11 protein-coding genes and 1 pseudogene are annotated in these 13,809 nt (G+C 64.6%); 4 read left to right on the plus strand and 8 right to left on the minus strand.

The annotated features are described in order from the left end of the window. Positions 1–19: 19 nt before the first annotated feature. The 3 genes from ACLBWX_RS05560 (at position 20) to ACLBWX_RS05570 (ending at position 2,604) form a co-directional block, all read left to right on the plus strand. Positions 20–913 (plus strand): polysaccharide deacetylase family protein, encoded by an 894-nt coding sequence (locus tag ACLBWX_RS05560; RefSeq protein WP_447676087.1) that lies wholly within the window; start codon positions 20–22, stop codon positions 911–913. A gap of 93 nt (positions 914–1,006) precedes the next feature. Next, positions 1,007–1,753, plus strand: coding sequence for a PIG-L deacetylase family protein (locus ACLBWX_RS05565; RefSeq protein ID WP_447676088.1), 747 nt, complete (start codon positions 1,007–1,009; stop codon positions 1,751–1,753). Further along, positions 1,753–2,604 carry a glycosyltransferase family 2 protein gene (locus ACLBWX_RS05570; RefSeq protein ID WP_447676300.1) on the plus strand — a complete coding sequence of 284 codons (852 nt, stop codon included), beginning with the start codon at positions 1,753–1,755 and terminating at the stop codon, positions 2,602–2,604. Before ACLBWX_RS05565 ends, ACLBWX_RS05570 begins: the two co-directional genes overlap by 1 nt. On the opposite strand, the gene ACLBWX_RS05575 is transcribed toward ACLBWX_RS05570, so the two are convergent. The 4 genes and pseudogenes from ACLBWX_RS05575 to ACLBWX_RS05590 all read right to left on the minus strand — a co-directional run bounded on the left by ACLBWX_RS05575 (position 2,601) and on the right by ACLBWX_RS05590 (position 5,861). Further along, complete coding sequence (locus ACLBWX_RS05575) at positions 2,601–3,677, minus strand: glycosyltransferase (RefSeq protein WP_447676089.1); 1,077 nt, start codon at positions 3,675–3,677, stop codon at positions 2,601–2,603. The genes ACLBWX_RS05570 and ACLBWX_RS05575 overlap by 4 nt on opposite strands. Next, complete coding sequence (locus tag ACLBWX_RS05580; protein WP_447676319.1) at positions 3,674–4,027, minus strand: hypothetical protein; 354 nt, start codon at positions 4,025–4,027, stop codon at positions 3,674–3,676. The genes ACLBWX_RS05575 and ACLBWX_RS05580 overlap by 4 nt, the downstream gene beginning before the upstream one ends. A 96-nt stretch (positions 4,028–4,123) precedes the next feature. Then, positions 4,124–4,786, minus strand: a pseudogene (locus ACLBWX_RS05585) (glycosyltransferase); the annotation flags it as partial. Continuing rightward, complete coding sequence (locus ACLBWX_RS05590) at positions 4,779–5,861, minus strand: glycosyltransferase family 4 protein (protein ID WP_447676301.1); 1,083 nt, start codon at positions 5,859–5,861, stop codon at positions 4,779–4,781. The gene ACLBWX_RS05590 and the pseudogene ACLBWX_RS05585, both read right to left, overlap by 8 nt. Positions 5,862–6,746: 885 nt before the next feature. Between ACLBWX_RS05590 and ACLBWX_RS05595 the strand changes: the two genes are divergently transcribed. Then, a complete protein-coding gene (locus ACLBWX_RS05595; protein WP_447676090.1) occupies positions 6,747–7,814 on the plus strand; it encodes an HD-GYP domain-containing protein in 1,068 nt (355 codons plus the stop codon). 65 nt (positions 7,815–7,879) lie between these two features. Here the strand turns inward: ACLBWX_RS05595 and ACLBWX_RS05600 are convergent, their stop codons facing one another. The 4 genes from ACLBWX_RS05600 to ACLBWX_RS05615 all read right to left on the minus strand — a co-directional run bounded on the left by ACLBWX_RS05600 (position 7,880) and on the right by ACLBWX_RS05615 (position 13,681). After that, on the minus strand, positions 7,880–9,262 hold the full coding sequence (locus ACLBWX_RS05600) for a class II 3-deoxy-7-phosphoheptulonate synthase (protein ID WP_447676091.1): 1,383 nt from the start codon (positions 9,260–9,262) through the stop codon (positions 7,880–7,882). 184 nt (positions 9,263–9,446) lie between these two features. Further along, on the minus strand, positions 9,447–9,752 hold the full coding sequence (locus tag ACLBWX_RS05605) for an RNA polymerase sigma factor region1.1 domain-containing protein (RefSeq protein ID WP_447676092.1): 306 nt from the start codon (positions 9,750–9,752) through the stop codon (positions 9,447–9,449). Positions 9,753–9,817: 65 nt separating this feature from the next. Next, positions 9,818–12,133 (minus strand): FdhF/YdeP family oxidoreductase, encoded by a 2,316-nt coding sequence (locus ACLBWX_RS05610; RefSeq protein WP_447676093.1) that lies wholly within the window; start codon positions 12,131–12,133, stop codon positions 9,818–9,820. 117 nt (positions 12,134–12,250) lie between these two features. Beyond that, positions 12,251–13,681, minus strand: coding sequence for a glutamate synthase subunit beta (locus ACLBWX_RS05615; RefSeq protein ID WP_447676094.1), 1,431 nt, complete (start codon positions 13,679–13,681; stop codon positions 12,251–12,253). Positions 13,682–13,809: the final 128 nt, after the last annotated feature.

A 13,809-nucleotide genomic window follows, 5' to 3' on the forward strand; every position in this document is an offset into this window, starting at 1 on the left:
CCCGCTTCCGAGACCCCCGATGACCGACACGCCCGCGCCGCATCACGGCCGCTACGCCTACAGCGCCCTGCCCGACCGGCCGGTCTACGACTGGCCCGGCGGAAAGCGCCTGGCGGTCTATCTCGGGCTGAACCTCGAGGGCTTCGACTTCGGCCGCGGCCTCGGGGCCGAACTCGCGCCGGGCGGACCGCAGCCGGACGTGCTCAACTACGCCTGGCGCGATTGGGGCAACCGGGTCGGCGCCTGGCGGATCAAGGAGATCCTCGACGCGCTGAGGATGCCCGCGAGCGTGCTGGTCAACAGCCGCCTCTACGCCGATTGCCCCGGCCTGATCGAGGCCTTCCGGGCGCGCGGCGACGAGATCGTCGGGCACGGCCGCACCAACACCGAGCGCCAGGGCGACCGGGAAGAGGCCGAGGAGCGCGCCCTCATCGCCGAGGCCACCGCGATCCTGACCGTCCAGGAGGGTCGGCCGCCGAGAGGCTGGCTCGGACCGTGGATCTCGCAGAGCCACCGGACGCCCGACCTCCTCGCGGAGGCGGGCTACCGCTACCTGCTCGACTGGTGCCACGATGACCAGCCGACCTGGTTCTCCACCCGCGATGGCGGCCGCATCCTGGCGGTGCCCTATCCGCAGGAGCTGAACGACATTCCCGCCATCGTGGCCCGCAAGGAGACCGGCCAGCAATTCGCCGACGCCATCGTCGAGGCCTTCGACGAGATGCTGGAGCAGTCGCGCACAGCCCCCCTGGTGATGGGCATCGCCCTCCATCCCTACATCGTCGGCCAGCCGCACCGCCTGCGCCCCTTGCGCCGGGCGCTCGCCCATATCGCAGCCCGTCGCGACGAGATCTGGCTCACCACCGCCGGCGGCATCGCGGATTTCGCGGCGGAGACCGGCACCGCCGTTTGACCGGCCGGCGTCGGCCGACCGTTCAGACATCGATCAGACTGGCCCGGATAGACAGGCGCCTCGCGTCCCCGACGCCTGCCCCCGAGTCCACCGATGCATGCCGATGCCTTCCTCGCCGCCGCCGAACGCCTGCCCATCGCGGACCTCGATGCCCTGACGGACGGCCGGGGCCTCGTCGTCGTCGCGCCCCATCCTGACGACGAGAGCCTCGGCTGCGGCGGCGTCATGGCCGAGGCCCGCGCCCGCGGTCGCGAGGTCCGGGTCGTCATCGTCAGCGACGGCTGTGGCTCGCACACGCACTCGGCGCTCTATCCGCCGGAGAAACTGCGTGACCTGCGCGAAACGGAGACGGTCGACGCTGTTGGTATACTGGGCGTTCCGCGCGAGGCCGTGACCTTCCTCCGCCTGCCCGATGCCGGGGTCCCGAGCACCGGCCCGATCGCCGAAGTGGCCGCTGCCCGGATCGCCGCGATCGCCCGGGACGCCGATGCCGGCGCGGTCTGCGTGACGTGGGGTCACGATCCCCACTGCGACCACCAGGCCGCCGCCGCCATCGTCCGCCTCGCACAGGCCCAACTCGGCCCGATCCGGACCTTCGCCTACCCGGTCTGGGGCTGGAACCTGCCCGCGGGCACCGAGGTCGGAGCCGGTCCGACTGGGCTGCGCCTCGATGTCGACGCCCACCGCGCGGCGAAGGCCGCCGCGATCGGCGCCCACCGCTCCCAGACCACCGACCTCATCCCCGATGACCCGACCGGTTTTCGCCTCGAGCCGGCGATGGTCGCTCGCTTCACCGGACCCTACGAGATCTTCGTCGCCATGGACGCGTCCGCCCCGTGATCGCCGGTACCACCCTCATCACCCTGAACAAAGGCCGCGATGCGCACCTCGCCCGCCTTCTCGAAGGCGTTGCGCGGGGGCCGCATCCAGAGGCCTGTGTGATCGTCGAGATGGGGGCAGAGCCCGCCTCCCTGTCGGATTACGGCTTTCCGATCCGTCGCATCGTGCTCGATAGCCCCGGCCTGCCTCTTGCGCGGGCTCGCAACGCTGGACGGCGCGCCGCTGCGACCGAACGCCTGATCTTCCTCGACGTGGACTGCATCCCCTCGGTCGATCTGGTGCCGCGCCTCAGCGCCGATCTGGCCGAAGCCGACGGACTGATCTGCTGCGAGATCCGCTACCTGCCGGCCGGTGCCGTCTCCGATGGCTGGACGGAAGCCGGGCTGCGCGCGGCCGGGCACTCCCATCCCGTGCGCCGCTTTCCCACGGACGGGCTCGCCCGCTCGGACAACCCCGGCCTGTTCTGGTCCCTCGCCTTCGGCGTCCGCGCGACGACCTTCGACCGCCTCGGGGGTTTCGACGAAGGCTTCGACGGCTATGGTGCGGAGGACACCGATCTCGCCTTCCGGGCCGATGCCCTCGGCATCCCGGTGCTGTTCAGCGCCAGCGGCCAGGCCTTTCACCAGCACCACCTCGCCTGCGACCCGCCATTGCAACACTTTGCCGACATCGTCCGGAATGCGACCCGCTTTCACGAGCGGCATGGGCTCTGGCCCATGGACGGATGGCTCGATGCTTTTGCAGAGCGCGGGCTGATCAATGCGCAATGGCGCGATGGGATCGTGATCCTGCGCGTGCCCCGCACCGACGAGATTGTGGCGACCCGGGTGTCCGCGGACCGGCCCTTCTAAGAACTCGGCGCCTGATGACGGCGCGCTTCGGCCCGATTGGCCTCTTCGGAGATCAGGGTACTCGTTCGGGCGATCACGCCCGGCTTCGCCAGCCCCCCGATCACGGCCGGATCGAGCCTCAAGGCTGCCGTGATGATGCCGGGCCAGGCTGCGGGCCCGGGCCAGGAGTCGTGATGAATTGCTGCGCCCATCGCCGCGAGCGCGCGGGACTTCTCGACCTGTTCGTCGAAGGCTCGCGGCTCGGGAAGACAGACGAAGCGCTTCCCCGCTGCCGCCACCGCCGAAACGACTCCGTCCCCGCCGCCGCCAACCACCAATTCGGCCCGCGCGATATGGGGCGCAGGATCCGTGACCCAGCCGTGCAGATGCAGATTGTCCGGAGCCACGATGTCGGAGGGGTCGACGGGGCCGAGGACGTGCCAGTGGCGGTCGGGCACGGAGACCGCCGCAGCCGCGAGATCGAACATTCGGCCTCCGACGCCTCCGCGTCCATAGATGACGAGGATCGATCCATCCGTCTCCGGCGGTGCGTGGGTCATGACGTCAGCTGTCAGCAGCCCGACGTAAGACGTCTTCGCGCGTACCCAGTCGGGGGTCGCCGCCGAGTCGAGTTCGGGCGGGAAGAAGGCGAGCAGGCGCTCGGCGCTCCGAAAAGCTTCGAGATGCGGCAGATCCGTACGTGTCCCGGCCAGGCGGACGACCAGGGTCGGTATCGACAACAGGCGCGCAAAGAGCGCGATCTCCACCGAGACGTCGACGACAATGAGCGCCGGGTCAGCCTCGACGATCCAGGCGGCGAGTCGGCCCATCCGCGCGCGCACGTTGTCTGCTCCCACAGGCGCGTAATGGAGACCCTGAGGGCGCTCCGAAGACCCGTCCTGCCCATCGAAACCAGCGCCGATCCGATCATCCGGAAGGTCGAGGATCGACCCGGGAGCCGCGCGCGTATCGAGGTCCGACAGCGTTCCGATCAGTGTCACCGGACGGTTCAGGGCCCGCGCGATCAGGCAGGCTCGCTGCCAGTGACCAGCCCCCTGATGGTGGACGTAGTAGCCGATTGGACGCCGGCTCATGCGACCCGCGCGGCGGGTACGCCTTGGGTCTCGGCAAGCATTGCGTGAAGCCCAGCCAGGGCATCGTCGAGCGGGATCGGAACTGCCTCCGGAATTCCCTCACCGACCTGTGCTTCGACTCGCTCGACCAGGGCGATCGCATTCGGGCAGGTCGCGAGGTCGATAGCGGCAAGGTCGTTTTTGGAGATGCCGAACTTCCGCAGTGATGCAGTCACGCCGGCTGGATCGGCGAAGCAACTCGCCAGGGCTCGACGCCGCTCGATCAGCGCACGCCAATGGGCGGCCGGGGGGAGTGTGTAGCGCTCGAGCCCCTCCGCGACGCGGGCTCGGCGAAGCATCTCGGTCGCCATCCCACCTGTGACCCGGCCGTCACCACGATCGGAGACCGCGATCGCGACGCTCGGGCAGTGACGTACGCGCCCGCCATGCCACCGCACTCGGGCGACCAAGGCATTGTCCTCCCCACACGGCAGCACCGGAAGTCCGCCGACCCGGCGATAAAGGTCCGTACGCAGGGCCAAGCTCGCGGCGGCATGATCGCCATGGCGCGGCGCCGGGTCGTGGGCCGGTGGGTCGAAGACTTCTTCGAGGCGCCGGACCGCGACCCAGTACTGCTCGATCCGGGCATGAAGCGCGGCAAGGCGCGGGTCACCCACCGGTCTTTCACCGTGGAGGACGAGGCGTCCACCGACGATCTCGGCGTTTCGCAATGCTCTGAGGTTCGACGCTACCCAATCCGCCGGCGCGACCGCATCGGCGTCCGTGCTCAGAAGAACGCCGTCCGCGATTTCTTCCTGCTCCAGCCAAGCCGCTCCTGCGTCGAGGGCGCGACGCCGGGCCGTGCCCACATGCGCCTGGGGCGGAGCGATCACCGCCTCGATGATTTGGAGTGCGAGATTTGGGACCTGAGCGTTTGACTCCATCGCCCGCAAAACTGCGACCGTCTCGTCGGTGCAGTTGTTTGCGAGAATGACGACCCGCAGGCGAGTGCCGTCCTGGACGCTGTCTTGCCGGTCAAGGGACCGGAGTAAGCGCGGTAGTGCATCGGCCTCGTTGCGTGCGGGTACACAGACGACGACACGACCGAGGGAGAGATCGGCTTCAGGCATTGCTGACGCGGGCGACCATCGTGGAGCTAGCGGCGCGCTGCAGTTCGAGCGCGTAAAGCGCCTCGTACTGGTCGGTCATCGCCTCCGCGTTGAACAGATGCTCCGCCCGGCGCCGACAGTCGGCGCGCGAGAGGCCGATGGCCTCCGAGACCGCACGACCGAGATCGGCGACGTCGTCCGCCCTCGCCAGAACGCCGCAGGTCGCGTCGAGAATGTCGGGGATTGCCCCGCGTCGGAACGCCGCCACGGGCGTACCGCAGGCAAGAAATTCCGCGAGCACGAGTCCGAACGGTTCCTCCCAGCGCGGCGTGCACAGAGCGACGTGCGCGTCACCGACCTGACGGGCGAGAGCGTCGTGCCCGAGATGGCCGAGATAGGTGACGTCGGCCCCGAGCCGCGGCGCGATTTCGCTGTCCCAATAGGCCGGATTGGAGCGAGGGCCTGCAAACTTGAGCGGCAGGCCTGCGGCCCGGGCAGCGTCGATGGCAAGGTGTGGCCCCTTCTCGGGAACGAGCCGGCCCATCCAGATCGCGTGCGGCTCACCCTTGGGCTCAGCTGCGTAGGCGAAAGCGCGGAGGTCGATCCCGTTACCAATCACCAGCGGATCGCCGATCAGATCGTGCCATTCCCGTGCAAGCGATGGCGAGACGGCGGCGAAGGTCATGTCCCGCGCCCGCGCCCGCACGCCTCTCACGAACGGTTCGAAGGGCGGCGTGTGAAGGGCCGTCACCATCGGAACAGCAAGTTCACCGGCACGCAGCAGGGGCAGGAAGTGGAGACTGTTGTTATGGACGAAATCGTAATCACCAGCCGCAACCGAGTCCATGATCCGTACGTAGGCCGCGTGTTCCGCGGCATCAATTCGGGCCTCCGAAACATCGTCGAAAGCGCATCCCGTGGGTGCGCAGACGGTCACAAGCCCGAAGTCGCCGCCGGACCCCTCCGAGGCATAGAGGGTCACGTCATGTCCGCGCGCCTGGAGCGCGGAGGCGAGCAAATGCGTGTGCATCTCCAGCCCCCCCGAGTACGGCTGGGCGATCGGGAACTTCAGATGCGCGATGATGGCGATCTTCACAGGATGCACGACACGAGATTCGAGGGATCGAAGCGTCGGATGGGCAACATCCAAGCCGTGGATTCCTGCATCGCGAGGATGCCGGCAGGTGATACATGGCCATCACGAACCACAACGTAGCGTGAACAAGCGTCGAGATTCGTATGTGGTGTACCAGACTGTTTCGCGGCGAGTTGACCGTGGGGCGTCGCGAAAATATGCGACACATGTCTCTCAAGCCGCCAAGATCTGCTTCAGGATTTGGCGCAGCTCACCGATGATTGACCGTGTCGGACACCCAGGTAATCACTATGTGAAATACAAGTAGCGGATCAAACTAAACTAACAGAAATAAATAATTGGCGACAAAATGATTTTATCGAAAGTGATTTTATCGATGTTTCGAGAATCGAAGGATTTGTGCGCGTCATCGACAATCAGAAGACGTAGTATAGCTTCAAATAATAGTTTTTAGCGACACAATATGTATCTTTACCAATGAATTATTATGCTTTTTTAAAATTTGACAAAATATTTGCACATTTTTTATTTATTGATAATTGCTTTAAGAAAGAAAAACCGCTTCCTAATCTGGTTCCGTAGACTCAAAACTTGGCCAAACTAGCGGGCGAGCAAGGCTTGTTGTTCCGCTACGAGCCCAGGAAAAATGCTCGACCATCAACTTGCGCTATCCCGATCCGGCCTGCCCTCCATAGGTTCGAGTTCAAAATGGAGCTGCGTCAGATATGGGTGTTTGATGTCCTCCGGGCGATCCAGAGAGATCAACGTCAAGCCCGATATCCCTGCCGCTTAAAGTGTCGCAAACCTCTTCTGAAACCGGGTACCGCAAACGCCCTGTTTGCAATTTGGGTGTAGACCCGAGTCTTCGGAGGAAGTCTGGACATCATGGCGCAAGGGGCCATTTATCTGCTGACCGATCGGCCAGACCGCAGTGCGGCCTTGGAGACGCTCATCAAGACGATCGCGCATTGCGAAGTCGTTGCAGCGGGTGATGATCCTGCGCCGAGCGTTCCTCCGCGTGCGATCATTTCCGACCTTACGTTGAGCCGACGCGAATCGGTGAACCGCCTGCGGAGCTTTCTGCACTCCAGCAAGGCGAGCGATGTGCCGGTTGTCTGCCTGCTCCGTTCCACAACCGACCATGACCTGCGTCAGGCAAGGGACCTCGGCGCCACGATCTGTTTTCCCGCCTATACCGCTCCGCATCTCGTCGTCCAGGCTCTCCAGGCGGACATGAAAACGGAAAAGACGGACGCCCTCGCGCAGCCCGTCATACGCAATGTGACCCGGGCGAAGGAAGTTCTCAGCGGGCTCTTCGATGGCGTCCGAGGCGGTGGTCCAATCTCCCTGGAGCAAGTCGATGCTGGACTCGATCCGATTCTTGCCGCTGTGAAGGAGGGGGGATTGACCCGGTGGCTCGAAACCGTCTGGACCCACGATGATGCCACCTATCAGCACTGCCTGCTCGTCGCTGGCGTCGCTGCTCAGTTCGTCCTGCATCTCGGATTTCGCGCCGAGGATCGGGAGCATTTCGTGCGCGCTGCCCTGCTGCACGATGTCGGGAAGGCACAGATCCCGCTCGAGATCCTGAACAAGCCCGGCCGCCTAGATGCCGACGAAATGGTAATCATGCGGCGTCATCCGGTGATCGGTTACGACATTCTGCGTAAAAGCGGCTGCGATACAGCCACTCTCGGGGCCGTGCGCCACCATCACGAAATGTTGGATGGCTCAGGCTATCCAGACGGATTGGTTGGCGCTGAAATCAACGACACCGTGCGCCTATTGACTATTTGCGACATCTACGCCGCTCTCACTGAGCGCCGCTCATACAAGAAGCCGATGCCGGCGCGGGAAGCGATGGCGATCCTCGCCGGGATGTCGGGAAAACTCGAGATGAGCCTTGTCCAGCACTTTGGCGACGCGATGGTGGTGCCGAACCCGGATCACTGAGACCGTGGAAGCCGGAAGATCCTGATTGGACCTTCCAGCTTACGCTCGTTCCGATCGCTCTCGCCCTACTCGGCTGCGTCGAGGTGCGGCCGTTCGATCGCTGACCGCTCCCGCTTCACGAGTTCCGCCGTGAGAAACGCTACTTCCAAGGCTTGTTCGGCGTTCAGGCGCGGATCGCAGTAGGTGTGGTAGCGGTCCTGCAGATCCTCGGCCGTCAGGGCACGAGCACCACCGGTGCATTCCGTGACGTCCTTGCCGGTCATCTCCAGATGGATGCCGCCCGCCACCGTGCCCTCGGCGCGATGGACGCCGAAGAATCCCTCGATTTCCTGCATCACCCGTTCGAACGGCCGGGTTTTGTAGCCACCGGCCGAAATTGTGTTGCCGTGCATCGGGTCACAGACCCAGAGCACGTTCCGCCCCTCGCGCTCCACCGCTCGAACCAGGCTTGGCAAATGATCGCCCACCTTGTCGGACCCGAAACGGCAAATCAATGTCAGGCGCCCAGCCTCGTTGACCGGGTTGAGCTGATCCACGAGGCGGATCAGACCCTCCGCAGTCATGGAGGGACCGCACTTCAGGCCAATCGGGTTCTTGATTCCTCGAGCGTATTCCACGTGAGCGTGGTCCGACTGGCGCGTACGGTCGCCGATCCACAGCATGTGACCTGACGTGGCGTACCAGTCGCCACTTGTGGAATCGACCCGCGTAAGCGCCTCCTCGTAGCCCAGAAGCAGGGCTTCGTGGCTGGTGTAGAAATCGGTGGTACGGACTTCCTGGTGCGTCTCCGGGTTGATGCCGATGGCTCGCATGAAGTCGAGCGTCTCTGTCATCCGCTCGGCGCAGTCGGCGTAACGCGAGGATTGTGGCGAGTCCTTCACGAAACCAAGCATCCAGCGATGCGAGTTCTCCAGGTTGGCGTACCCGCCTGTGGCGAAGGCGCGTAACAGGTTCAGCGTTGCCGCCGACTGCCGATACGCCTCGAGCTGGCGGCGCGGATCGGGAACACGCGCTTCCTCGGTGAAAGTGAGGCCGTTGACAATATCGCCGCGGTAGCTCGGCAGCGTCACTCCGTCCAAGGTCTCTGTCGGAGAGGAGCGCGGCTTGGCGAATTGGCCGGCTATGCGGCCCACCTTCACGACGGGCGAACCGCCCGCGAAGGTGAGGACCAGCGCCATTTGAAGAAAGACGCGGAAGAAATCACGGATGTTATCGGCCGAATGCTCGTCGAAGCTCTCGGCGCAGTCCCCGCCCTGCAGCAGGAATGCCTCGCCGGCGGAAACCCGTGCCAGGGCTGATTTGAGCTTCCGGGCCTCACCTGCAAATACAAGCGGCGGAAAACTCGCGAGCTGCGACTCGACCGATTCGAGCGCGGCGGCATCCGGATAGGCGGGCACCTGCTGGATCGGCAGATTTCGCCAGGTCTTCGGTGTCCAACGCTCGGCCATAATCGTCTCCGTTCCGCCTTTCGGTCGGCTCCGCATGACGGAAAGTCCCACGGAGGAGCGCGGCTTATAGAGCGGTTCTCCGGCGGATGCGAGAGAGGTCGAGGCAGTGGCAGGCATATGTGCCATGCTCGGCACAACGGATTGGAGGGATCGATCGTCGACCCCAAGTGTAAGGCAGACGCGTTCAATCTTCGGCCGGGCCTCCGTCTTCAATGGCGATGCCATGCTCCGACAGGATCCAGAAGATCGCCTCCAGGTCTTCCGCCGTAACGTCCCGGGGGGGCAGCGCCTCCTCAAGATCCTCATAGGTCAAGCGTCGCTGCCGCTGCGCCTCGGCCTTGGCGAGGAGTACGTCCACCACTGTCCGCATATCATCGGGCAGTCCATCGTGGCTCGGGCTACGATCGTTGAAGGCCGGATGCAGCGCCTCGACGAGCATCCGGTCGATGATGGCCTGGCGGCGTTCATGGGCGTCGTCGGAGCGTTCCATACCTGCGATTATGGGACTTCCGCGCCGGTCGTCGAGGGGATCGGCGGCGGAAAGCCCGGATCGCATCAATCGGCAATCGCGATCGGTCTCCCCTTGCGGATCCGAACCGGGACCGCCTTGGCAGCCGGCGTCTTGGCCTGTTCATCGTAATGCCAGAGCGGGATCAAGGCGTTGAGTTCGGGATAGTAGCCGCCGACGTTGCCCTCGGGGATACCGTACTTGATCACCCGGAGTCCGTTCACCTCCCGCAGGAATTCATCGTCGGCGTCGGCGGAAAGGTCCACGGTTTCGCCATCGGCGAGTCCGAGGCGCTCCATGTCATTGCCATTCATGAACAGGATCATCCGGGTGCCCTTCACGCCGCGGAAGCGGTCGTCGTAGCCATAGACGGTCGTGTTGAACTGATCGTTCGAGCGCAGCGTAATCAAATCAAGCACGTCACGGCGATTGCTGCGCATATCGGGATCGGCCTCCAGGCCACCCGGAACCGTGAAATTGGCCTTGCCGGTTTCTGTCTCCCACTTGCGGTCGCGGGCTGCGAGGGGCTTGTGCAGGCCACCGGGCTGGAACATCCGGCCGTTCAGGTCGTGAAACACTTCAGGATAGGTGGCTTCGATGGCATCGCGGACCCGGGCGTAATCACCGACCCAACCATCCCAATCGATCTTCGGATTGAACGGCAAAAGGGCTTTCGCGACCTCGGCGACGATCCAAGGCTCTGAGCGCACCTGATCGCTCACCGGCTTAGTCTGCCCGCGCGAACCATGAAAACATGAGGTCGAGTCTTCCATGGAGACAGCCTGAGGCCCGCTCGCCTGTACGTCGACCTCGATTCGACCGAGGCAGGGCAGGATGTAGGACACTGCGCCGTGGACGAGATGCGAGCGATTCAGCTTGGTCGAGATCTGAACCGTAAGGCGCTGAGATCGCCAGGCCTCCTCCATCCGGACGGTATCCGGCACGGCCCGCACGAAATTGCCGCCGAGTCCGATGAAGGCTTTCACCTCCCCGGAGATGATGCCTTCGCAGGCCTCGACGGTGTTGCGCCCCTTCTCCCGCGGCGGCTCGAAGCCGTAAAGCTCCTTGAGCTTGGCGAGAGGCGCCAGTTCCGGCTTCTCCGTAATACCGACGGTGCGTTGTCCCTGAACGTTGGAATGGCCGCGCACGGGGCAGAGCCCGGCGCCGGGGCGACCGACATTGCCGCGCAGCAGCATGAGATTGACGAGCATCTGCACGCCCTCGGTGCCACGGCGATGCTGGGTCAGGCCCATGCCGTACACCGCGATCACCGAACGGGCACGCGCGTAGACCGTCGCGGCCGCCTCCAGCGCCTCGCGGCTCAGCCCCGAGCGGGCTTCGATATCCGTCCACTCCTGGGAGTCGCAGAATGTGACGAACTCGCGAAATCCGTGGGTGTGATCGGCGATGAAGTCCACGTCGAGAATACGCGGGCGTCCAACCTCCAAGGCCTCGCGGTCCGCAGCGATCAGCACTTTGCACATACCGGTGATCGCTGCGAGGTCCCCGCCCGCCTTGACCTGATGGTACTGTGTCGAGATCTCGGTCGACGTCCGCGTCAGCATCTCGGTCGGTGATTGCGGGTTGGTGAATCGCTCCAGGCCGCGCTCCCGAAGGGGGTTAAACGTGATGATCGGAACACGCCGCTTTCGTGCCTCCTGCAGAGGGTGCAGCATGCGCGGGGCGTTCGAGCCGACGTTCTGGCCGAAGAACAGGATCAGATCGGTGGATTCGAAGTCCTCGAGGATCGTGGTGCCGACTGGCGATCCGATCGATGATTTGAGGCCGACCGAGGTTGGCTCGTGGCACATGTTCGAGGAATCGGGCAGGTTGTTGGTGCCGTGCATGCGCGCCATCAGCGCGTACATGTACGAGGTCTCGAGGGAGGCTCGACCGGAGGTGTAGTAGATCACCGCGTTCGGATCGAGCGCACGCAACTCGCGCCCGATCTCCGCGAAGGCATCCTCCCACGAAACCGCAACGTAGCGATCGCTTTCAGAATCGTAGCGAAGAGGGTGGGTGAGGCGCCCCCTTTCCTCGAGAGCGTAATCCGTCCAGGTCAGAAGTTCGGTGACAGGGTAGCGCTGAAAGAAATCCGGCCCGACCCGCTTTGCAGTCTGCTCCCAAATCGTGGCCTTGGCGCCGTTCTCACAGTACTCGAACGTATTGGGCTTGGCCGGCTTCGACCATGCACAGGACGTACACATAAAGCCGTCGGGCTTGTTCTGCTTCATGAGCAGCGCCGCACCGGAGACCGGGATTTGTTCCCGCGTCAGGATCTCTGCGAGGGAACTCGCCGAACCCCAGCCCCCCGCGGGGCCATCATAGGGTTCGATCCGGGGTTCGGCCATCGGCTCGGTCATGCGCGTATCCCGACATCATGAGTGTCAGGACGGCAATGACGCGCAGAGCCACGGTGTTCCGGTCTGCGACCGCGAGACGGCCTCAGTTCGGTTCGCGTAGGCCGACCCGGTCGGTCCTCAGCGCGGCAGGATGCTGGCGCCCATCAGCGCCTCGTCGATCGAGCGCGCCGCCTGACGGCCCTCGCGGATGGCCCAGACTACGAGGGATTGGCCGCGACGCATATCACCCGCCGCGTAGATCTTCTCGTTCGAAGTCCGGTAGTCGAGTTCGTCGGCGGTGACGTTGCCGCGTTTGTCCATGGCGACACCGGATTCCTCGAGCAGTCCCTTGCGGACCGAGCCCGCGAACCCGATCGCCAGGAAGACGAGGTCGGCGGGTAACGTGAACTCGCCGCCTGGGATAGGCTGACGCTTCTCGTCGACACGGGTGCAGACGACACCCGTCAGCTTTCCCTTCTTCCCCTCGAGTCGGAGCGTTGCGGCCTGGAATTCGCGCTCGGCGCCCTCGGCCTGACTGGAAGAGGTCCGCATCTTCGTCGGCCAGTAGGGCCAGACCGAGAGCTTGTCCTCGCGCTCTGGGGGACGCGGACGGATGTCGAGCTGCGTCACCGACAGGGCACCCTGACGGAAAGAGGTGCCGACACAATCCGACGCGGTGTCGCCACCGCCGATGACGACGACGTTCTTGGCGGTGGCCAGGATCGGCGCCTCGCCGTTGCCCGGCATCGGCTCGGCGCCGACGCGGCGATTGGACTGCACGAGGAACGGCATTGCGTAGTGCACGCCTTCCAGTTCCTGACCCGGCAGCTGCGGATTGCGCGGATCCTCGGCACCACCTGCGAACAGCACAGCGTTGAACTCGGCCGTAAGCTCGTCGAGCGGCTTGTTGACGCCGACATTCACACCGTAGTGAAAGCGAACACCCTCGCCTTCCATCTGCTTCACGCGCCGATCGATATGGCGCTTCTCCATTTTGAAGTCGGGAATGCCGTAGCGGAGGAGGCCACCGGCCTTCGGCTCACGCTCGAAGACATGGACGTCGTGCCCGACGCGGGCGAGCTGCTGCGCCGCTGCCAGTCCGGCCGGCCCTGAGCCGATCACCGCGACCCTCTTGCCGGTCTTGTGCTCGGCCGGCTCGGGCTTGACCCAGCCGTTGTTCCAGGCGCGGTCGGCGATCGCCTGCTCGATGGTCTTGATCGCCACCGGCTGGTTCTCGAGGTTCAGCGTGCAGGCCTCCTCGCAGGGCGCGGGGCAGATGCGGCCGGTGAATTCCGGGAAATTGTTGGTGGAATGGAGGTTGCGAGCCGCCTCCTCCCAGTCAGATTGATAGACGAGTTCGTTCCAGTCCGGGATCTGGTTGTGGACCGGGCAACCGGTCGGACCGTGGCAGAACGGGATGCCGCAATCCATGCAGCGCGCGGCCTGCTTTTTGAGGTCGTGCTCGTCGAGCGGCAGCGTGAACTCGCGGAAATGGCGCACACGATCGGCGGCGAGCTGATACTTCTGCTCCTGCCGATCGAATTCGAGGAAACCCGTGACCTTGCCCATCGTCTGACCGTCTTTCGCGAGTCTGTCTGATCCGTCGCGCGGAAGGCGGCCGCATCGGCCTGTTCCGCTCCCACCCGTGCAGCCCGGCTGACCAGCCGAGCCGCCTCATGCATTAGCCATCCCGAAAT

It is taken from the genome of Methylobacterium sp. M6A4_1b (genome assembly GCF_053345175.1).